Source organism: Pseudomonas sp. NFIX49 (assembly GCF_900115915.1).
In the GTDB taxonomy this organism is placed as follows: domain Bacteria; phylum Pseudomonadota; class Gammaproteobacteria; order Pseudomonadales; family Pseudomonadaceae; genus Aquipseudomonas; species Aquipseudomonas pharyngis.
Genome location: NZ_FOYE01000011.1, coordinates 173,706 through 192,829, shown reverse-complemented (window position 1 = coordinate 192,829; position 19,124 = coordinate 173,706). Strand labels below are relative to the sequence as shown.

Annotated in this window: 16 protein-coding genes; 9 read left to right on the top strand and 7 right to left on the bottom strand. The window is 61.1% G+C overall.

What is annotated here, in order from left to right; all coding sequences use genetic code 11:
* Positions 1 to 16: 16 nt before the first annotated feature.
* From BMZ46_RS27895 to BMZ46_RS27880, 4 genes are all read right to left on the bottom strand, one after another.
* A complete protein-coding gene (locus BMZ46_RS27895) occupies positions 17 to 1,060 on the bottom strand; it encodes an ABC transporter substrate-binding protein (RefSeq protein ID WP_007959933.1) in 1,044 nt (347 codons plus the stop codon).
* Between the two features lie 48 nt (positions 1,061 to 1,108).
* Positions 1,109 to 2,233, bottom strand: coding sequence for an ABC transporter ATP-binding protein (locus BMZ46_RS27890; RefSeq protein WP_007959931.1), 1,125 nt, complete (start codon positions 2,231 to 2,233; stop codon positions 1,109 to 1,111).
* A 218-nt stretch (positions 2,234 to 2,451) separates the two neighbouring features.
* Positions 2,452 to 3,081, bottom strand: a complete 630-nt coding sequence (locus BMZ46_RS27885) for a response regulator (protein ID WP_007959929.1) — start codon at positions 3,079 to 3,081, stop codon at positions 2,452 to 2,454.
* A complete protein-coding gene (locus BMZ46_RS27880; protein ID WP_074692239.1) occupies positions 3,082 to 5,481 on the bottom strand; it encodes a PAS domain-containing sensor histidine kinase in 2,400 nt (799 codons plus the stop codon).
* A 73-nt stretch (positions 5,482 to 5,554) separates the two neighbouring features.
* On the opposite strand from BMZ46_RS27880, the gene BMZ46_RS27875 reads away from it, so the two are divergent.
* A complete protein-coding gene (locus tag BMZ46_RS27875; RefSeq protein ID WP_074692237.1) occupies positions 5,555 to 6,544 on the top strand; it encodes an alpha/beta hydrolase family protein in 990 nt (329 codons plus the stop codon).
* 49 nt (positions 6,545 to 6,593) lie between these two features.
* Here BMZ46_RS27875 and BMZ46_RS27870 read toward each other — a convergent pair whose 3' ends face one another.
* Genes BMZ46_RS27870 through BMZ46_RS27860 form a run of 3 tightly spaced genes read right to left on the bottom strand, consistent with a single transcriptional unit; the run spans position 6,594 to position 9,050 of the window.
* Positions 6,594 to 7,361: a TerB family tellurite resistance protein gene (locus BMZ46_RS27870; RefSeq protein WP_074692234.1), complete on the bottom strand. Its 768-nt coding sequence runs from the start codon at positions 7,359 to 7,361 to the stop codon at positions 6,594 to 6,596.
* A gap of 1 nt (position 7,362) precedes the next feature.
* On the bottom strand, positions 7,363 to 8,034 hold the full coding sequence (gene murU, locus BMZ46_RS27865; protein WP_074692232.1) for an N-acetylmuramate alpha-1-phosphate uridylyltransferase MurU: 672 nt from the start codon (positions 8,032 to 8,034) through the stop codon (positions 7,363 to 7,365).
* A complete protein-coding gene (locus BMZ46_RS27860; protein WP_074692229.1) occupies positions 8,031 to 9,050 on the bottom strand; it encodes an aminoglycoside phosphotransferase family protein in 1,020 nt (339 codons plus the stop codon). Before BMZ46_RS27860 ends, murU begins: the two co-directional genes overlap by 4 nt.
* A gap of 130 nt (positions 9,051 to 9,180) precedes the next feature.
* Here BMZ46_RS27860 and BMZ46_RS27855 point away from each other — a divergent pair, with 130 nt between their 5' ends.
* From BMZ46_RS27855 to BMZ46_RS27820, 8 genes are all read left to right on the top strand, one after another.
* Positions 9,181 to 11,979 carry an LPS-assembly protein LptD gene (locus BMZ46_RS27855; protein ID WP_039768085.1) on the top strand — a complete coding sequence of 933 codons (2,799 nt, stop codon included), beginning with the start codon at positions 9,181 to 9,183 and terminating at the stop codon, positions 11,977 to 11,979.
* Positions 11,960 to 13,276, top strand: coding sequence for a peptidylprolyl isomerase SurA (gene surA, locus BMZ46_RS27850; RefSeq protein WP_039768084.1), 1,317 nt, complete (start codon positions 11,960 to 11,962; stop codon positions 13,274 to 13,276). Before BMZ46_RS27855 ends, surA begins: the two co-directional genes overlap by 20 nt.
* On the top strand, positions 13,273 to 14,262 hold the full coding sequence (pdxA, locus tag BMZ46_RS27845; protein WP_039768083.1) for a 4-hydroxythreonine-4-phosphate dehydrogenase PdxA: 990 nt from the start codon (positions 13,273 to 13,275) through the stop codon (positions 14,260 to 14,262). The genes surA and pdxA overlap by 4 nt, the downstream gene beginning before the upstream one ends.
* Positions 14,259 to 15,077, top strand: coding sequence for a 16S rRNA (adenine(1518)-N(6)/adenine(1519)-N(6))-dimethyltransferase RsmA (gene rsmA, locus BMZ46_RS27840; RefSeq protein WP_039768082.1), 819 nt, complete (start codon positions 14,259 to 14,261; stop codon positions 15,075 to 15,077). The genes pdxA and rsmA overlap by 4 nt, the downstream gene beginning before the upstream one ends.
* Before the next feature lie 113 nt (positions 15,078 to 15,190).
* Positions 15,191 to 15,571, top strand: a complete 381-nt coding sequence (gene apaG / locus BMZ46_RS27835) for a Co2+/Mg2+ efflux protein ApaG (protein ID WP_039768081.1) — start codon at positions 15,191 to 15,193, stop codon at positions 15,569 to 15,571.
* Positions 15,571 to 16,452 carry a symmetrical bis(5'-nucleosyl)-tetraphosphatase gene (locus BMZ46_RS27830; protein ID WP_074692226.1) on the top strand — a complete coding sequence of 294 codons (882 nt, stop codon included), beginning with the start codon at positions 15,571 to 15,573 and terminating at the stop codon, positions 16,450 to 16,452. The genes apaG and BMZ46_RS27830 overlap by 1 nt, the downstream gene beginning before the upstream one ends.
* Before the next feature lie 33 nt (positions 16,453 to 16,485).
* Positions 16,486 to 16,815, top strand: a complete 330-nt coding sequence (glpE, locus tag BMZ46_RS27825) for a thiosulfate sulfurtransferase GlpE (RefSeq protein ID WP_039768079.1) — start codon at positions 16,486 to 16,488, stop codon at positions 16,813 to 16,815.
* Between the two features lie 297 nt (positions 16,816 to 17,112).
* Positions 17,113 to 19,035 carry a PrkA family serine protein kinase gene (locus BMZ46_RS27820; protein WP_039768078.1) on the top strand — a complete coding sequence of 641 codons (1,923 nt, stop codon included), beginning with the start codon at positions 17,113 to 17,115 and terminating at the stop codon, positions 19,033 to 19,035.
* The last annotated feature ends 89 nt before the right edge of the window (positions 19,036 to 19,124 follow it).

The following is a 19,124-nucleotide window of genomic DNA, read 5'->3' as shown; positions in this document are numbered from 1 at the left end:
GGCCCGTGTGACGTAGTTACTTCGCAGCCCAGGAATTGAAGCGCTGCTCCAGTTGCTCGCCGTTGTCAGCCCAGAAGCTGACGTCGATCTGCACCTGATTGGCGATGTTTTCCGGGGTGGTCGGCATGTCTTTCAGGATTGCCTTGTCCAGCAACGGCACAGCCTGGGAGTTGGCCGGGCCGTAGGCGATGTTTTCCGAGTAGGTCTTCTGCTGTTGCGGCTGCACCGAGAACGCGATGAATTTCTTCGCCGCTTCGGCGCGCTTGGCGTCCAGGCCTTTCGGGATGGCCCACGCATCGAAGTCGTAGATACCGCCGTTCCACACCACTTTCAGATTGGATTCTTTCTGCACGGCAGCGATACGACCGTTGTAGGCCGAGCTCATGACCACGTCACCGGAAGCGAGGTATTGCGGCGGCTGGGCGCCGGCTTCCCACCACTGGATGTTCGGTTTCAGCTCATCCAGTTTCTTGAATGCGCGATCCTGACCGCCCTTGCTGGCCAGTTCCTTGTACACGTCTTTCGGCGCTACGCCGTCGGCCATCAGTGCGAATTCGAGGGTGTACTTGGCGCCTTTGCGCAGGCCACGTTTGCCCGGGAATTTTTTGGTGTCCCAGAAATCCGCCCAACTGGTCGGTGCGGTTTTCAGCTTGTCGGCGTTGTAGGCCAATACGGTCGACCACACGAAGAAGCCCACGCCGCACGGCTGGATCGCGCCTTTGACGTAGTCTTCGGACTTGCCGAACAGCGCAGGATCCAGTTGCTCGAACATGTCTTCGTCGCAGCCACGGGACAGTTCCGGCGATTCAACCTCTACCAGATCCCAGGACACGCTCTTGGTGTCGACCATGGCTTTGACCTTGGCCATTTCACCGTTGTACTCACCAGCGACGATCTTGCCGTTGCCCGCCGCTTCCCACGGTGCGTAGAAGGCTTTGACTTGCGCCGCCTTGTTCGCCCCGCCAAACGACACCACGGTCAGATCCGGGCCGGCGGCCATTGCGCTTGCCGCACCCATCAGGCCCAGGGTCAGGGCTGTGAACTTCAGGGATCTCAACATTTATTGTTCTCTCCACGTGCAGGGTTGGTGTTGGTATTGCCGGGGCGCTTAATGCGCCTCTAGAAGAGGGTCGAGCGCACGAACGTGCTCGACCTGCCAGCCAAGCGGAACCACGTCACCGACCGCGAGCGCTGGATCGAGCTCGGCAATCGGTTGTTTCACGAAGAAGTCGGTCTTGCCGCAGACTTCCAGGCGCACCCGGACGTGGTCGCCCAGATAGATGAATTCGGCCACCCGCCCGGAGAAGCGGTTGACGCACTGGTCACTCGAACCGTTGAGGCTGACGCGCTCCGGACGGATCGACAGGGTGACCGGCTCGCCGGTCTGGCCGATGTTGACCGCCAGCGCCTCGACCTTTTCCCCGCGCCCCAGCTCGACCACGCAGCGCTCGCCGTTCTGGCTGAGCAGGCGACCGTTGAGGCGGTTGTTCTCGCCGATGAAGTTGGCGACGAAGGTGTTTTTCGGTTCCTCGTAGAGGGTGCGCGGCGGGGCGATCTGCTGGATCTCGCCCTGATGAAACACGGCCACGCGGTCGGACATGGTCAGGGCTTCGCCCTGGTCGTGGGTCACGTAGACCACGGTCACGCCGAGGCGCTGGTGCAGGTGTTTGATTTCCATCTGCATGTGTTCACGCAGCTGTTTGTCGAGGGCGCCGAGGGGTTCGTCCATCAACACCAGTTGCGGCTCGAACACCAGCGCACGGGCCAGCGCCACACGCTGTTGCTGGCCGCCGGACAGTTGCGCCGGGTAACGCGATGCGAACGCATCAAGCTGCACCATGCTCAGGACTTTCTTGACCTTGTCGCTGACGTCGCTCTTGTTCAGGCCGCGCACGGTCAGCGGAAACGCCAGGTTTTCAGCGACGGTCATGTGCGGGAACAGCGCGTAGTTCTGGAACACCATACCGATGTCGCGTTTGTGCGGCGGCACGTTGTTGATCGCCCGCCCGGCGAGGAGGATCTCACCGGCGGTCGGGGTTTCGAAACCGGCGAGCATCATCAGGCTGGTGGTCTTGCCCGAGCCGGACGGCCCGAGCAAGGTGAGGAATTCGCCCTTGCGGATGTCCAGGTTGAGGTCTTTGACGATCAGGTTCTCGCCGTCGTAGCTCTTCTGCACTCCACGAAAGCTGACCAGCACATCGCTGGCCCCTGCGTTTGATTCGACCTGGCTCATACCCACACCTTTGTTATTGATGACTGCTGTGGGATTAAGCCTAGTGGCTGCTTGCAGTCACGCAAATCGGGGCGCAGGAGAGAATCGCCTCAGCCGGATGGAAGGCCGGGGGTAGGGATTGCCCTACAAGGATGGCGCGTTTTGGCAAACCCGACGCATGGGTCGGGGCTCAAGCCGTCAGAACCGGCAAAAGCGCCTGTCGCTATTGGATATGCCGCTCAGAGCAGCTTGTGTTCCATCGCGTACTTCACCAGCTCGGCGAGCGAAGTGATGTTGAGTTTCTGCATCAGCCGCGCCTTGTGGGTGCTGATGGTCTTGCTGCTCAGGGCCAGTTGCTGGGCGATGTCGTTGACGTTGGCGCCTTGGGCAAGACGTTCGAACACCGAAAATTCGCGCTCCGACAGCAACGAGTGCAGCGGCCGCGCATCGGTCAGGCCGACTTCGAAGACCATGCGGTCGGCCAGCTCCGGGTCGATGTAGCGCCCGCCCGCCGCGACCTTGCGAATCGCCGTCAGCAGCAGCGCCGGATCGCTGTCCTTGGTCGCATAACCGGCGGCGCCGACCTTCAGCGCCCGGGCGGCCATCTGCGCTTCGTCGTGCATCGACAGCACCAGAATCGCCGGCGGATGGTTCAGCGCGCGGATCCGCGGAATCGCTTCAAGCCCGTTGACGCCGGGCATCGAGATGTCCAGCAATACCACTTCGCAGGGCACATTGCGCAGGGTTTCCAGCAATTGCTCGCCGTTGCTCGCCTCCCCCACTACTTGCAGATCCTTGGCCAGGCCGATCAATTGCTTGATGCCTTCGCGAACGATGGTGTGGTCTTCGGCTACCAGTACACGGATCACTTACTTCTCCTCATCCAGTGGCACCCGCACGCTCAGCGTGGTGCCCTCGCCCGGCTCGCTGTCGAGTGACAGCTGCCCGCCCATGATCAACACCCGCTCGCGCATGCCCACCAGCCCAAAGGACGTCGGCCTGCCGGCAGCGGCGACAAATCCTACGCCATCATCGCTGACCGTCAGACACAATTCGTTGCCTTCCTGCGTCAGCGTCAGTTCCACAGTATGCGCCTGAGCATGGCGCATGACGTTGGTCAACGCCTCCTGAAGAATACGGAACAGGCCGATGGCCTTGGCGTCGCTGAGCGGCGCAAGGTTATCCGGCACCTGTACCAGACACGGAATCTGCGTGCGCGCCTCGAACCGCCGCGCCTGCCACTCGATGGCCGAGGCAATCCCGGCATCGAGGATCGGCGGGCGCAATGCCGTCGCCACATCGCGCACCAACTGGAACAACTGGGCAATCAGGCGCTTCATGCTGTTCAAGCGCTCGTTCAGACCCGGATCAAGTTGCGCGTAGGCCAGTTCGCACATCGACGTTTCCAGTTTCAGCACCGTCAGCATCTGCCCCAGTTCATCGTGAACCTCCCGGGCGATGCGCGCCTTTTCCTCTTCCCGCACGCTTTCCAGGTGCGCCGACAGTTCGCGCAGTTGTTCGCGGGAGGCTGCCAGCTCCAGTTCGATGCGTTTGCTTTCAGTGATATCCCAGACAATGCCGTCCCAGACATATGACCCGCCTTCCAGCTGACGGGTGATGGCCTTGATTTCGGCCCAGCGCTGCTCGCCCTGGCGCGTGAGGATCCGGCCCTGCCACGACCAGTCGCTGTCGGTGTCCAGCGCCTGGTCCTGAGTCTGGTGATAAGCGGCCCGGTCATCCGGATGCACCAGACTGCGAAGTCCCATGTCGCGATGGGCGATGGCGGCCGGCGCGTAGCCGACCAGACTTTCGCTGCCCTCGCTGATGTAGGCAAAGTCGATCTGCCCGGTTACCGGTGCACGCTCGAGACGGAACACCAGCCCCGGCACATTGGCCGCGATACCTTGCAACCGCGCCTCACTTTCTTGCAACGCAGCCAGGGCACGACGGCGTTCGGTGACATCGGTGAGATAGACCACCAGGTACTCGCCATCACGAAAACGCAGGAAACTCAGCGACACGTCCGCCGGCAGCACACTGCCATCGGCGCGCACACAGTTGGTTTCAAAACTCAGCGGCCCTTCTTCGCTGGCCCGGGCGCGTTTCCACAGGTTGAGCCAGCGATCCATGTGCAGGCCCGGTTCGAAGTCGATCAACGGCCGGTCAATGATGGCGCCCTGTGGATAACCGAGCATGTTTTCTGCCGCGCGATTGGCGTAGCGCACATGACTGTCCCAGTTGACCCAGAGAATGCCGACGGTGCTCTGATCAATTGAAAACTGGGTCAGACGCAGAGCTTCTTCGCTGGCGGCGCGCAGGGCGATGTCTTCACGGGCGTCGAGCAGGCGCTGTTCAAGACTGCGCTGCTGGCGGCGCTGCCAGAAGACGATGGCCACGCAGCTGAGCAGCAGCACCGCGAACAACAGGCTCAGGTTCTGCCAGAAGCCCGGCGATTCGGAGAGTCGCGGATATTTGGGTTGCAGCCATTGGGCATGCAGGCGCTCCAGATCCTTGGCCGGAATTGCGCGCAAGGCACTCTCGACGATCCCGGCCAGTTCCGGCCAGTCGCGACGGGTGCCGATGCGCAGCAGTTGCGGCAGACCGATGTCACCGACCACCACCAGCCCGGCAAACTCCGGTTCCGCCGACAGCCGCCCGAGCTGCGCCTCATCGACCACCGCGTAGGACGCCTGCTGACTCAGCAACAGTTGCAGCGCCTGACGCTCCATCGGTACGCCTTGCAGATTCAGGTGCGGATAGTTGCCGCGCAGATAATCGGCGGTGACGCCGGGCATGCGCACGGCGACGCGGGTCTGGCTGTCGAGTTTTTCCAGCTCCACGGTCGCGCTGCTTTTCTGGTCGCTGACCACCAGTTGCGGCACGCGCATGTACGGGTCGGAAAACTGCCAAAGACGCAGGCCGCCCGGGGTCTGGGTCAGGCCTGGGGCGATGTCGATTTCGCCGTCCCGGGCAGCGGCCTCGAGTTGTGCCAGATCCTGAAAGTTGCGCCAGCTCAGCTCGACATTCAGCGCACGGGCCAATGCCTTCATCACTTCGACATTGGCCCCCGACAGCCGCTGCAAGCGCCGGTCGTATTGCGCGTACGGCGCCTGCAGCACCAGACCGACACGCAATTCGTTGTGCTGTGCGAGCCACTGTTGTTCGCTCGCCGATAACCGCGCGAGGTGGCTCGGTGGCGCAGGCGCCGCCCAGCCCATCAAGGGAAACGCCAGACAGCCGATAACCCACAGGCAGCAAAAACGCATCATTGAAGTCTCATACACTGACAAATTCTGACCAACCCATTAGGCTGCCGGGATAACTTCTGGCCTGGAATAACCGATGCCCCCTGTCTATCGCCTGGCAATGCCAGCATTGTGCCTGTCGCTGATCCTGCCTTGTGCGTTTTCCGTCGAAGCCGCGGATCCGGCACCCGCCCCCGCCGCAGAAAAAGCCGCCGAAGAAAAACCGGTCGAACGCCAGCCACTGCTTGAGCGTAGTCAGGAAGAAGCCGCGGCACTCGAACGCAAGGTTCCGGCCCAGGAACAACAGCAACTGCAAGCCGGCAGCGACACCTTCCTCGCCCTGTGGAAACCGGCCAACACCGCCGAACCCAAAGGCGCAGTGATCCTCATTCCCGGCGCCGGCGAAACCGCCGACTGGCCCCAGGCGATCGGCCCGTTGCGCCGCAAGTTGCCGGACGTCGAGTGGAGCAGCCTGAGTATCACCCTGCCCGATCTGCAAAGCGATGCCATCGCGCCGCGCGTGGTCGAAGCACCCGCCGCAGCGAAAACCGCAGACCCGGGCAGCAAGGATTCGACCACCGCCGAGCCGATCGAACAAGCCGCCGGTGGCGAAGCCGATGTGGCCGACAAGGTCGTTGCTGAATCCACCGAGGAACAGTCCAAGGCCGACGCCGAGCGAATTTTCGCCCGCATCGACGCCGCGCTGGCCTACGCCGAACAACAGAGCGCGCGCAGCATCGTCGTCCTCGGCCATGGCACCGGTGCTTACTGGGCCGCGCGCTACATGAGCGAGAGACAAAGCTCGCAGGTCGAGAAGCTGATGCTGGTGGCCGCGCAGACCCCGGCCAAGGCCAAACCGGAACTGGTGGAACTGACGCCGACCCTGAAGCTGCCGACCGCGGACATTTTCTACATGGATAAAGCGCTGGACCGCAACGCGGCACTGGAGCGCATGCAGGCCAGCAAACGGTTGAAGACGTCCGCGTTCAGTCAGGTCGCACTCAAGGCCCTGCCGGACAACAAGGCTGAACAGGAGCAATTGTTCCGCCGGGTGCGTGGCTGGTTGAATCCGCAGAGCCCCGACTGACAAAGCGCAGACAAAAAAATCGCAGCCCAACGCTGCGATTTTTTTATGCCTAGCGAAAATCCCGCCGTTCGCGAATCAACGTGTAGGCATTGTGCAATTCGCGGGTCCTCTCGGTGGCCTCACGCACCTGCGCCGGCGTGGCACCTGTCCCGGCCACCTTGTCCGGGTGATGCCGGCTGAGCAGACGCCGATAGGCGCGTTTGATCTGTGCCGGTTCGCTGGTGGCTGAGACGCCGAGCAGGCGCATCGCCTCCTGATAGCTCACCGCCGCGCTGACGATCGGACGCTTGTGTGGCTCGTAGTCCGCCGCCAGCGCCTGGATCTGCTGGGTCGTCCAGCCCAGCCACTTGCCCCACTGCGCCAGCAATTCCCGCTCGCTGACGCCGGCCCGACCATCGGCGAAGACCATTCGCCAGCAGGCGCGCAATACACCTTCAGCCGCGTGAGGTTGAGTGCTCAATCGACGCAGATAACCGCGCAGATTGTCGTTGCCGGACTTGCCGCGATTGAACGCGGCAATCGCCCGGCGCTGCGCCGACTCGCTCATTTCCAGCGCGCGCATCTCATGCCGCGCCTGCTGGATGTGACCGTCCGTGACCCGCCCGTCGCTCTTGGCCAGACGCCCGAGCAACACGAATAACAGTTCGTCGTTGCGCAGCATCGGCCGGCCGCCGAGTTTTTCCCGCAAATGCCCCCAGCTCTGCAAATGCAGGCGCCGATCCAGCGCCTGCCCCAACAAAGCCCCAAGCATGGCCCCCGGAATGCTGGCGATAGCAAAACCCGCTCCGGCTCCAATCAGAGTCCCTGGCCACAACATATCAGCGACTCGCTTCTATCAAGGCTTCGGCTTCGGCCAGACGCTCGTGCGTGCCGACATCGACCCAGCGACCTTTCAGTCGCTCGCCGGTCACCTGCCCGTCCGCCATGGCTTTACGCAGCAGCGGCGCCAGTTTGAAGGCACCGTCGCTGCAGCCATCGAACAACTGCGGGTGCAATACGGCGATGCCGCTGTAGGTCAGGGTTGCCGCCTCGGCCTGGCCATCACGCACCTGGCCGTCGGTCAGGGTGAAGTCGCCTGTCGGGTGATGGGCCGGGTTGTCCGCCAGCACCAGATGCGCCAGCCCGGTGATCGGCTGATGCAGCACGCTGAAGTCGTAATCGGTCCAGATATCACCGTTGACCACCAGAAACGCGTCGTCGCCCAACAGCGGCAAGGCGCGGAAAATGCCGCCGCCGGTTTCCAGTGGCTCGCCCTCCGGCGAGTACTGGATCGACACGCCGAACTGCGAACCATCGCCCAGATGATCTTCGATCTGCTGTCCGAGCCAGGCATGGTTGATCACGATCTCGGTGAAACCTGCCGCCGCGAGGGCACGCAGGTGGTATTCAATCAGCGGCACGCCACCGGCTCGCACCAGCGGTTTGGGGGTCGTCAGGGTCAGCGGGCGCATGCGCTCGCCTTTGCCGGCCGCCAGAATCATTGCCTTCATGCCGTCACTCCACCACGCAGGCTGGCGAGCAGTGCCTGCAGATCCGTCAACTCGGGACGGCGCGCGATGACCGCTTCTATATAAGAGAAGAAACGCGGCACATCACCGAGGTAACGCGGCTTGCCGTCGCGATGGCAGATGCGGGCGAAGATGCCGATGACTTTCAGATGACGCTGCACGCCCATCAGATCGCTGGCGCGCAGAAACTCTTCGAAGTCCGGCTGCACCGGGATGTTCAGCGCCGATGCCTGCTGCCAGTAGCTTTCCAGCCAGCCGCGCACACGCTCTTCTGGCCAGCTGAGGAATGCGTCCTTGAACAGGCAGGTCACGTCGTAGGTCACCGGACCATACACCGCGTCCTGGAAATCCAGCACGCCGGGATTAGGCTCGCTGAGCATCAGGTTGCGCGGCATGTAGTCGCGGTGCACCAACACTTTCGGCTGGGCCAGGGCGCTGTCGATCAGCAGCTCGCTGACCTTTTGCCACTGCTGCTGTTGGGTTGCATCGAACTCGACGCCCAGCTCGCGCTTCACGTACCACTCGGGGAACAGCTCCAGCTCGCGGCGCAACAACGCGACGTCATAGCTCGGCAGCGGCGCCACCATCGGCAGCTGCTGAAAAGCCAGCAGCGCTTGCAGGGCATCGCTGAACAACGCGTCGGCATTTTCGCTGTCGATCACGTCCAGATAGGTCTGGTTGCCCAGGTCATTGAGCAAAAGAAAGCCACGTTCGAGGTCTTCGGCATAAATTTTCGGCACGTTGATACCGGATTTCGCCAGCAAAAAGGCGATATCCACGAACGGTTTGCAGTTTTCCTGAGGCGGCGGCGCGTCCATCACGACGAAGCTGCGACCCGCGCCTTCCCAACGGAAATACCGGCGGAAACTCGCGTCGCTGCTGGCCGCGGTCAACGTGGCCGGGGGTACGGCTCCCCAGCCCTGATTCGCAAAAAGGGTTGCCAACTGTTCATCGAGCCAAACTTTAAGGTGTTGCAAGCGTACATCTTGATCAGGCATTGCAAGGGTCTCCGACGGCGCTAGCCGTCAAGCGGGTCATGCTTTATTATCCAGCATCTTTTTCAGACCATCGAGAGGCGTGCGGCCCACACCGCGGGCAGATGGCACGCAGGAAGCCCGGACTAATAAGATGGCATTGAAATCCCCCGCGTTTCGTAAAAAATTTCCGTTGTTGGTAACCGGCAGTCTGCTGGCTATGCAACCTCTGGCCAGTTCATTCGTTGTTGCCGCCGAGCAGTATGACTGCGCCGTGTCGGCAACGGGTGGCTGGGCCTGCTCGCCGAAGACGCCGGCCGCTGCCTTGCCGCCGCGTCCCGTGCACGACGGCAGTGCCGTCAGCGCCGCTGGCGAAGCTCCGGCCCAGAACGGCTCCACCGCGGAGTCCGGGCCCAAGCCGGTACTGGTTACCGAGTCCAAGGGCCGCGGCCTGAAATCCCGTAGCGAAGACTACAGTCACCTCGACTGGGTTCCGCGCGAGAAGCTCACCGCCGCCCAACTGGCCGAGACCGGTCCTTACTGCTCTGGTTCCTATATCGAACCGATTCGTCCTGGCATGAATGACAAGACGAATAAAAGTGACGCCCCGACCTTCATCGGCGCCAAGGCATCGCGTTATCAGCAGGATTCGCAGGTCGCGAGCCTGGCCGGTGACGTGGTCATGCGTCAGGGCAGCATGCAGGTCGAAGCCGACGAGGCCAACCTGTATCAGGCCGAAAGCCGTGGCGAACTGGCGGGCAACGTGCGCATTCGCGACAACGGCGCGCTGATCGTCGGCGACCACGCCGATGTGCAGCTCGACACTGGTGAAGCCAAGGTCGACAACGCCGAATACGTGATGCACAAATCGCGCATCCGCGGTAACGCGCTGTACGCCAAGCGTGCCGAAAACGCGATCATTCGTCTGAAGGACGGCACGTACACCACGTGCGAACCGAACAGCAACGCCTGGCAGCTCAAGGGCAACAACATCACCCTGAACCCTGCCACCGGCTTCGGTACCGCGACCAACGTGACACTGCGGGTCAAGGACATTCCGGTCCTGTACACGCCGTACATCTACTTCCCGATCGACGATCGTCGCCAGTCGGGTTTCCTGCCGCCGACCATCGGCACCGGCAGCGACACCGGCTTCATGCTGGTCACCCCGTACTACTTCAACCTGGCACCGAACTACGATGCCACGTTGTATCCACGTTACATGGCTAAACGCGGCCTGTTGATGGAAGGCGAATTCCGCTACCTCACCAAGTCCAGCGAAGGTCAGTTCGGTGCGGCGTACCTCAACGACGAGGACGACGAGCGCAAGGGCCAGACCGACTACGACAAGACCCGCTACATGTACAACTGGCAACACAAGGGTGGTCTCGACTCCCGCGTGCTCACCCAGGTGGATTACACCAAGATCAGCGATCCGTACTACTTCCAGGATTTGCAGACCGATCAGATTGGTGTGAAGAGCGACGACTACGTGAATCAGCAGGGCTCGGTCACCTATCGTGGCGACAGTTACATCGCCCGTTTGAATGCCCAGGCGTACCAGCTGGCGACCGTATCGAACATCACGCCATATGACCGTCTGCCGCAGATCACCTTCAATGGTCAGCTGCCCTATCATCCGGAAGGCCTGAATTTCGACTACGAGACCGAGATCGTTCGTTTTGACCGTGATCTGAAAAACGGCAACTTTACCAACGAAGACGGCACTGTCGAGCCACGCCTCGATAACAACGTATTCGGGCTCGCTCGCGCCAATGGTGACCGTCTGAACCTGAAACCAGGTGTCAGCCTGCCGATGAGCACGACCTATGGCTACCTGACTCCGTCGCTCAAATATCAGTACACCCAGTATCAACTGGATCTGGACGGCACCGGCAAATCGCAAATTGCCGCCCAGACAGCAGAGCAGAACAAACTCAACGGCACCTTCGACAGCAACCAGAGTCGCGGCGTGCCGATCGCCAGCGTTGACGGTGGTCTGTACTTTGACCGCAACACGTCCTTCTTTGGCAAGAACTACCGCCAGACGCTTGAGCCGCGCATGTTCTATCTCTATGTGCCGAAGGTGGATCAGGAAGACATTCCGGTATTCGACACCAGCGAATACACCTTCAACTATGCGTCGCTGTTCCGTGACAACCGTTTCTCCGGTTCCGACCGTGTTGGCGACGAGAACAAGCTGTCGCTGGGCGTGACCAGCCGCTGGATCGAAGACGACGGGTTCGAGCGTCAACGCATCAGCGTCGGCCAGGCTCTGTACTTCAAGGATCGCGAAGTCCAACTGCCAGGCATCGCGTTCAACGACCGCGACGACGCCAAGGCCAATGTTTCGCCTTACGCGCTGGAATACGAATACCGCTGGAACCGCGACTGGCGCACCACGGCCGACTACAACTGGGATCCGGACAGCCGCAGCCCGCGTTCGGGTAGCGCGATGTTCCACTACCAGCCTGAAGACAACCCGAACAAGGTGGTCAACGTCGGCTATCGCTATCGCAACGACCAGGTCCGTTACGACCAGAACACCGGTAAATGGTCGGTGGGTGGCGGTGACTACGGCACCCCAGGCCAGCCTGGCTACGTGAAGGACTACTACAAGATCCAGCAGCATGACTTCTCGGTCATCTGGCCGATCGTTCCGCAGTGGAGCGCGATCAGCCGCTGGCAGTACGACTACAACCGCAATCGCACGCTGGAAGCCTTCGGTGGTTTCGAATATGACAACTGCTGCTGGAAACTGCGCCTGATCAACCGTTACTGGGTCAGCTATGACGAATTCAGTCAGAACGCCCCGGAAAACGAAAAAGGCGACCACGGCGTCTTCCTCCAAATTGTTCTGAAGGGACTCGGCGGCCTCACCGGCGCCAAGGTAGAGAGCTTCCTCGACAAAGGCATCCAAGGTTATCGTCAACGTGAAGACCAAGCTTTCTGATTGTCTGCGCCCGCTGATGCTGGGCGCGCTGTTCCTGGGTACCGCGGCCAACGCCGCGGTGCAGTCCATCGATAAGGTTGTGGCCATCGTCGACAACGACGTGGTCATGCAGAGCCAGCTGGATCAACGCGTCCACGAAGTTCAGCAAACCATCGCCAAGCGTGGCGGCGGTCTGCCGCCTCCGGGCGTGCTGGATCAACAGGTGCTCGAGCGCCTGATCGTTGAAAATCTGCAACTGCAGATCGGCGAACGTTCCGGCATCCGCATCACCGATGAAGAGCTGAACCAGGCGGTTGGCACCATTGCCCAGCGCAACAACATGACCCCGGAGCAGTTCCGCATCGCCCTGTCTCGCGATGGTCTGTCTTACAACGACGCTCGCGAGCAGATCCGTCGTGAAATGATCATCAGCCGTGTGCGTCAGCGCCGCGTGGCCGAGCGCATTCAGGTATCGGAACAGGAAGTGAAGAACTTCCTCGCCTCCGACCTGGGCAAGATGCAACTGTCAGAAGAGCTGCACCTGGCCAACATCCTGATCCCGACCCCGGAAAGCGCCAACTCCGAAGCGATTCAGAGTGCTGCACGCAAGGCGATGGACGTTTACCAGCAGCTCAAGCAAGGCGCTGACTTCGGCCAGATGGCCGTGGCCAACTCCGCCAGTGACAACGCTCTGGAAGGCGGCGATATGGGCTGGCGTAAAGCCGCTCAACTGCCACCGCCGTTCGACCGTGAGTTGAGCCGCATGGCAATCGGCGACATCACTCAACCGGCACGCACCCCAGGTGGTTTCATCATCCTGAAGCTGCTGGAAAAACGTGGTGGCGAAAGCCAGATGCGCGACGAAGTGCATGTGCGCCATATTCTGGTCAAGCCAAGTCCGGTTCGCGACGAAGCCAAGACCAAGGAACTGGCTCAGTCGCTCTATAACCGCATCGAAGCCGGTGAAGATTTTGCCGAACTGGCCAAGAAGTACTCGGAAGACCCGGGTTCTGCCCTCAACGGCGGCGACCTGAACTGGATCGACCCGAACGCACTGGTACCGGAATTCCGCGCCGTGATGGCCAAGTCCCAGCAGGGTCAGCTGTCCAAGCCGTTCCAGACCCAGTACGGCTGGCACGTTCTGGAAGTCCTTGGCCGTCGCGCCACCGACAGCACCGAACAGGCACGTGAGCAGCAAGCGATGACCGTACTGCGTAACCGCAAATACGACGAAGAGCTGCAAACCTGGCTGCGTCAGATCCGTGACGAAGCGTACGTAGAGATCAAACTCCCTGGTGCAGACCAGGCAGCGCAGTGAAACCCAAGCGTTTCGCGCTGACACCCGGCGAACCGGCCGGCATCGGTCCCGACCTGTGCCTGCTGCTCGCCTCGCAAGCCCAGCCACATCCCCTGATTGCCATCACCAGCCGCGACCTGCTCCAAGAGCGGGCCGCGCAGCTGGGGTTGGCCGTCAGTTTGCTGGACGTTGCGCCTGACCACTGGCCGGACGCTCCGGCGCCCGCCAACAGCCTGTATGTCTGGGACACCCCACTCAGCGCCCCGGTGGTCGCCGGGCAACTGGACAAGGCCAACGCCGCATTCGTCCTCGAAACCCTGACCCGCGCCGGCAATGGCTGCCTGAACGGTGATTTCGCCGGGATGATCACCGCCCCGGTTCACAAGGGCGTGATCAACGAATCGGGTATCGCGTTTTCCGGTCACACCGAATTTCTCGCCGACCTGACCCACACCGCCCAAGTGGTGATGATGCTCGCCACCCGCGGTTTGCGCGTGGCGCTGGTCACCACTCACCTGCCCTTGCGCGCCATCGCCGATGCGATCACGCCGGAGCGGCTGGAACGGGTCACGCGGATTCTGCACGCCGACCTGCAACAAAAATTCGGCATCGCCCAACCGCGCATCCTGGTCTGCGGGCTCAATCCGCACGCCGGTGAAGGCGGACACCTGGGCCATGAAGAAATCGACATCATCGAACCCACATTGGAGCGCCTGCGCGGCGAGGGCATGGACCTTCGTGGCCCGCTGCCTGCCGACACTCTGTTTACCCCCAAATATCTGGAGCACTGCGACGCGGTGCTGGCGATGTACCACGACCAGGGCCTGCCCGTGCTGAAGTACAAAGGCTTCGGCGCTGCGGTCAACGTGACCCTGGGCCTGCCGATCATCCGCACGTCGGTCGACCATGGCACCGCCCTGGATCTGGCCGGCAGCGGCAGGATCGACACCGGCAGCCTGCAAGTCGCCCTGGAAACCGCCTACCAGATGGCCGAGACCCGTTTATGACCGAGCAATACCAACACAAGGCGCGCAAACGCTTTGGCCAGAACTTCCTGCATGATGCCGGCGTCATCGACCGCATCCTGCGCTCCATCAGTGCCAAGGCCGGCGACCGCATGCTGGAGATCGGCCCGGGCCAGGGCGCATTGACTGCCGGCATCCTCAACTCCGGCGCACAGCTGGACGTAGTGGAGCTGGACAAGGACCTGATCCCGATCCTCAACCAGCAGTTCGCCGGCAAGAGCAATTTCAACCTGCATCAGGGCGATGCGCTGAAGTTCGACTTCAACAGCCTGAATGCTGCGCCGAACAGCCTGCGCGTGGTCGGCAACCTGCCGTACAACATCTCCACGCCGCTGATTTTCCACCTGCTGAACAACGCCGGCATCATTCGCGATATGCACTTCATGCTGCAGAAGGAAGTGGTCGAACGTCTGGCCGCAGGTCCGGGTGGTGGTGACTGGGGTCGGTTGTCGATCATGGTTCAGTACCATTGCCGCGTAGAGCATCTGTTCAACGTGGGGCCAGGCGCATTCAACCCGCCACCGAAAGTCGACTCGGCCATCGTTCGCCTGGTGCCGCACGCGGTTCTGCCGCACCCGGCCAAGGATCATCGCCTGCTCGAACGCGTGGTTCGCGAAGCTTTCAACCAGCGCCGCAAAACCCTGCGCAACACCCTCAAACAACTGCTCAGCAACGCTGAAATCGAAGCCGCCGGCGTTGATGGCAGTCTGCGTCCCGAGCAACTGGATCTGGCGGCATTCGTACGTCTGGCCGACCAGCTCGCGGTACAGATCCCGGCAACCCCCGCCGCCGACTGACAGCCGTGAACGCTATCGGGCAGGACGCCACTCTGGTTTACTGCCCGATACTTGCCTAGACTGATTCCCCATCAGCTACCCCTCGCGTTCCGCTTCGTTTAAGGCCCTTTTGCATGTCCGATCCTCGTTATCAGGTCGATGTCAGCGTCGTTACCCACTATCTGGCAGACCAATCGCAACCCGAGCACGACCGCTTCGCCTTCGCCTACACCATCACCGTGCAGAATAATGGCGAGCAGCCCGCACGCCTGATGTCGCGTCACTGGGTGATCACTGACGGCGACGGCCATGTCGAAGAAGTCCGCGGCGCCGGTGTCGTCGGCCAGCAACCACTGATCGATTCAGGCAAAAGCCACACGTACAGCAGCGGCACGGTCATGACCACCAAGGTCGGCACCATGCAAGGCACTTACGAAATGGTTGCCAGCGACGGCAAACATTTCGACGCAATCATCAAGCCCTTCCGCCTCGCCGTCCCCGGAGCCCTGCACTGATGGCGACGTATGCCGTGGGGGACTTGCAAGGCTGCCTCGAACCGCTGAAATGCCTGCTCAAGCAGGTTGCGTTCGATCCGTCGATCGATCGGCTGTGGCTGGTCGGCGACCTGGTCAACCGTGGCCCGCAATCGCTGGAAACCCTGCGTTTTCTATATGGCATGCGCGAATCGCTGGTTTGCGTGCTGGGCAATCACGACCTGCACCTGCTGGCGGCCGCTAAAAAGATCGAGCGCCTGAAAAAGTCCGACACCCTGCGCGAGATTATCGAAGCCCCCGACGGCCCGGTGCTGATGGAGTGGTTGCGTCAGCAAAAGCTGATGCACTACGACGAAGTGCGTGATGTCGCCATGGCCCACGCCGGCATCCCGCCGCAATGGTCGCTGCGGCGCGCTCTGAAGTGCGCCGCCGAGGTCGAAACCGCCCTGCGCGACGACAATCTGTTTCCCGCCTACCTCGACGGCATGTACGGCAACGAACCGGCGAAGTGGGACAACGATCTCAAAGGCGTCACCCGCCTGCGAGTCATCACCAACTATTTCACGCGCATGCGCTTCTGCACCGCCGAAGGCAAGCTTGACCTCAAGAGCAAGGAAGGCCTCGACACCGCGCCACCGGGATATAAGCCCTGGTTCCAGCACAAGGATCGGAAGACCAAAGGTCTGCGGATCATCTTCGGTCACTGGGCGGCGCTGGAAGGCAATGTCCATGAGCCAGGCATCTGCGCACTGGACACCGGTTGTGTCTGGGGCGGCAGTCTGACCCTGATGAACGTCGACAGCGGCGAACGCCTGTCATGCAAATGCGATGAGCATGGTGGCCTTGCCCCAACCGTCGCACCACTTATCCCCGAAACTTCGCCAGTCAGCGTCCCGCGTTAGACTGCGCTTTCAGCCGAGCAACAGGAACCCGCCATGAGCGAATTCAAACGTATTCCCCCGGAGCAGGCCCAGGCCCTGCGCGAGCAAGGTGCAGTCGTGGTCGACGTCCGCGACCCGGCGACCTTCGCCGCCCTGCACATCAGCGGCTCGAAACATCTGGATAATCATTCCCTGCATGCTTTCATCCAGGGCGCCGACCTCGATGCTCCGACCGTCGTGGTCTGCTACCACGGCAACTCGAGCCAGGGTGCCGCGGCCTACCTCGTGAGCCAGGGCTTCTCCGACGTCTACAGCATGGACGGCGGCTTCGAACTGTGGCGTACGACTTTTCCTTCGGAAACCGCGCAAGGCAGCTCCGAATAATTTTTTTGTAACGCGCAGGCCCCGGCTCCCGTGGGCCCGCGGCGGCAGACGAACGGTCTTGCCACAACTAATTACGTATCTCGCCTTTACCTCCCGAATTCCCAACTATCCTTAAGCCCAGGCCATCCAAAACAGGGGAGAGCCGGTACACCGGCGCACGGGTCATCGGGAGTGACTTTCAAGGTTGTCGACCGCGAAAGTGTTCTGGGGGGTAAACAATCAGCTGCCACAGCGGCTGCTTGCCAGCATCGACTGAGTGATCCGGCGTCGGCTCCACGTATCGAGCGAGGTGACGTCATGAGTATCTTTAGCCACTTCCAACAACGCTTCGAGTCCACACGCCAGGAAGAACTCTCGCTGCAAGAGTACCTGGAGCTGTGCAAGAACGACCGTAGCGCCTACGTTTCTGCCGCCGAGCGTCTATTGCTGGCCATCGGCGAACCGGAGCTGCTCGACACCTCGACCAACTCGAGACTGTCGCGAATTTTTTCCAACAAGGTAATCCGTCGCTATCCGGCCTTTGAAGACTTCCACGGGATGGAAGAATGCATCGACCAGATCGTGTCGTATTTCCGCCATGCCGCCCAGGGCCTGGAAGAGAAGAAACAGATCCTCTATCTGCTCGGCCCTGTCGGCGGCGGTAAATCGTCTTTGGCCGAGAAGCTGAAACAACTGATGGAAAAAGTGCCCTTCTACGCGATCAAGGGCTCGCCGGTATTCGAATCGCCTTTGGGTCTGTTCAACGCCACCGAAGATGGCGCGATCCTCGAGGAAGACTTCGGCATTCCACGGCGCTACCTGAACACCATCATGTCGCCATGGGCCACCAAGCGCCTGGCCGAATTCGGCGGCGACATCAGCCAGTTCCGCGTGGTCAAGCTGTACCCATCGATCCTCAACCAGATCGCCGTGGCCAAGACCGAGCCGGGTGACGAAAACAACCAGGACATCTCCGCGCTGGTGGGCAAGGTCGATATCCGCAAACTCGAAGAATTCCCGCAGAACGACGCCGACGCCTACAGCTACTCAGGTGCGCTGTGCCGGGCCAACCAGGGCCTGATGGAATTCGTCGAGATGTTCAAGGCACCGATCAAGGTGCTGCACCCGTTACTGACCGCCACTCAGGAAGGCAACTACAACAGTACCGAAGGCCTGGGCGCGATTCCTTTCACCGGGATTTTGCTGGCTCACTCCAACGAATCGGAGTGGCACACCTTCCGCAACAACAAGAACAACGAAGCCTTCATCGACCGGATCTACATCGTCAAGGTGCCGTACTGCCTGCGGGTCAGTGACGAAGTGAAGATCTACGACAAGCTGTTGTTCAACAGCTCCTTGTCCAAGGCCCATTGCGCGCCGGACACCCTGAAGATGCTGGCGCAGTTCACCGTGCTCTCACGCCTGAAGGAGCCGGAAAACTCCAACATCTATTCGAAGATGCGCGTGTATGACGGCGAAAACCTCAAGGACACCGATCCGAAGGCCAAGTCGATTCAGGAATACCGCGATGCGGCGGGCGTCGACGAAGGCATGAATGGTCTGTCGACCCGGTTCGCGTTCAAGATTCTGTCCAAGGTCTTCAACTTCGATCCGCACGAAATCGCCGCCAACCCGGTACACCTGCTCTATGTGCTGGAACAGCAGATCGAACAGGAACAGTTCCAGGCCGAAACCCGCGAGCGCTACCTGCGCTACCTGAAAGAATACCTGGCGCCGCGTTATATCGAATTCATCGGCAAGGAGATCCAAACCGCCTACCTCGAGTCTTACAGCGAATACGGCCAGAACATCTTCGACCGCTACGTGCTGTATGCGGACTTCTGGATTCAGGATCAGGAGTACCGAGATCCGGAAACCGGCGAGATCCTCAACCGCGTCGCCCTCAACGAGGAGCTGGAAAAAATCGAGAAACCGGCCGGCATCAGCAATCCGAAGGATTTCCGCAACGAAATCGTCAACTTCGTGTTGCGCGCCCGGGCCAACAACAACGGCAAGAACCCGACCTGGCTCAGCTACGAAAAACTGCGGGTGGTCATCGAGAAGAAAATGTTCTCGAACACCGAGGACCTGCTGCCAGTCATCAGCTTCAACGCCAAGGCCAGCAAAGAGGATCAACAGAAACACAACGACTTCGTTACACGAATGGTCGAACGCGGCTACACCGACAAACAGGTACGACTGCTCTCCGAGTGGTATCTGCGGGTCCGGAAATCGCAGTAAAGCAGCTGCAAGCTACAAGCTTCGAGCTGCAAGTAAAAAAGCGCATGAGCCTGATGCCAGGGCATATGCCTGCACTTGCGGCTCGCAGC

Excerpts from the sequence above, each read along its gene's own strand:
- BMZ46_RS27875 (WP_074692237.1), top strand. The coding sequence starts at position 5,555 with ATGCCCCCTGTCTATCGCCTGGCAATGCCAGCATTGTGCCTGTCGCTG.
- murU (WP_074692232.1), bottom strand. The coding sequence starts at position 8,034 with ATGAAGGCAATGATTCTGGCGGCCGGCAAAGGCGAGCGCATGCGCCCG.
- BMZ46_RS27870 (WP_074692234.1), bottom strand. The coding sequence starts at position 7,361 with ATGTTGTGGCCAGGGACTCTGATTGGAGCCGGAGCGGGTTTTGCTATC.
- glpE (WP_039768079.1), top strand. The coding sequence starts at position 16,486 with ATGAGCGAATTCAAACGTATTCCCCCGGAGCAGGCCCAGGCCCTGCGC.
- BMZ46_RS27890 (WP_007959931.1), bottom strand. The coding sequence starts at position 2,233 with ATGAGCCAGGTCGAATCAAACGCAGGGGCCAGCGATGTGCTGGTCAGC.
- BMZ46_RS27830 (WP_074692226.1), top strand. The coding sequence starts at position 15,571 with ATGGCGACGTATGCCGTGGGGGACTTGCAAGGCTGCCTCGAACCGCTG.
- BMZ46_RS27820 (WP_039768078.1), top strand. The coding sequence starts at position 17,113 with ATGAGTATCTTTAGCCACTTCCAACAACGCTTCGAGTCCACACGCCAG.
- BMZ46_RS27860 (WP_074692229.1), bottom strand. The coding sequence starts at position 9,050 with ATGCCTGATCAAGATGTACGCTTGCAACACCTTAAAGTTTGGCTCGAT.
- BMZ46_RS27880 (WP_074692239.1), bottom strand. The coding sequence starts at position 5,481 with ATGATGCGTTTTTGCTGCCTGTGGGTTATCGGCTGTCTGGCGTTTCCC.
- BMZ46_RS27855 (WP_039768085.1), top strand. The coding sequence starts at position 9,181 with ATGGCATTGAAATCCCCCGCGTTTCGTAAAAAATTTCCGTTGTTGGTA.
- apaG (WP_039768081.1), top strand. The coding sequence starts at position 15,191 with ATGTCCGATCCTCGTTATCAGGTCGATGTCAGCGTCGTTACCCACTAT.
- rsmA (WP_039768082.1), top strand. The coding sequence starts at position 14,259 with ATGACCGAGCAATACCAACACAAGGCGCGCAAACGCTTTGGCCAGAAC.
- BMZ46_RS27895 (WP_007959933.1), bottom strand. The coding sequence starts at position 1,060 with ATGTTGAGATCCCTGAAGTTCACAGCCCTGACCCTGGGCCTGATGGGT.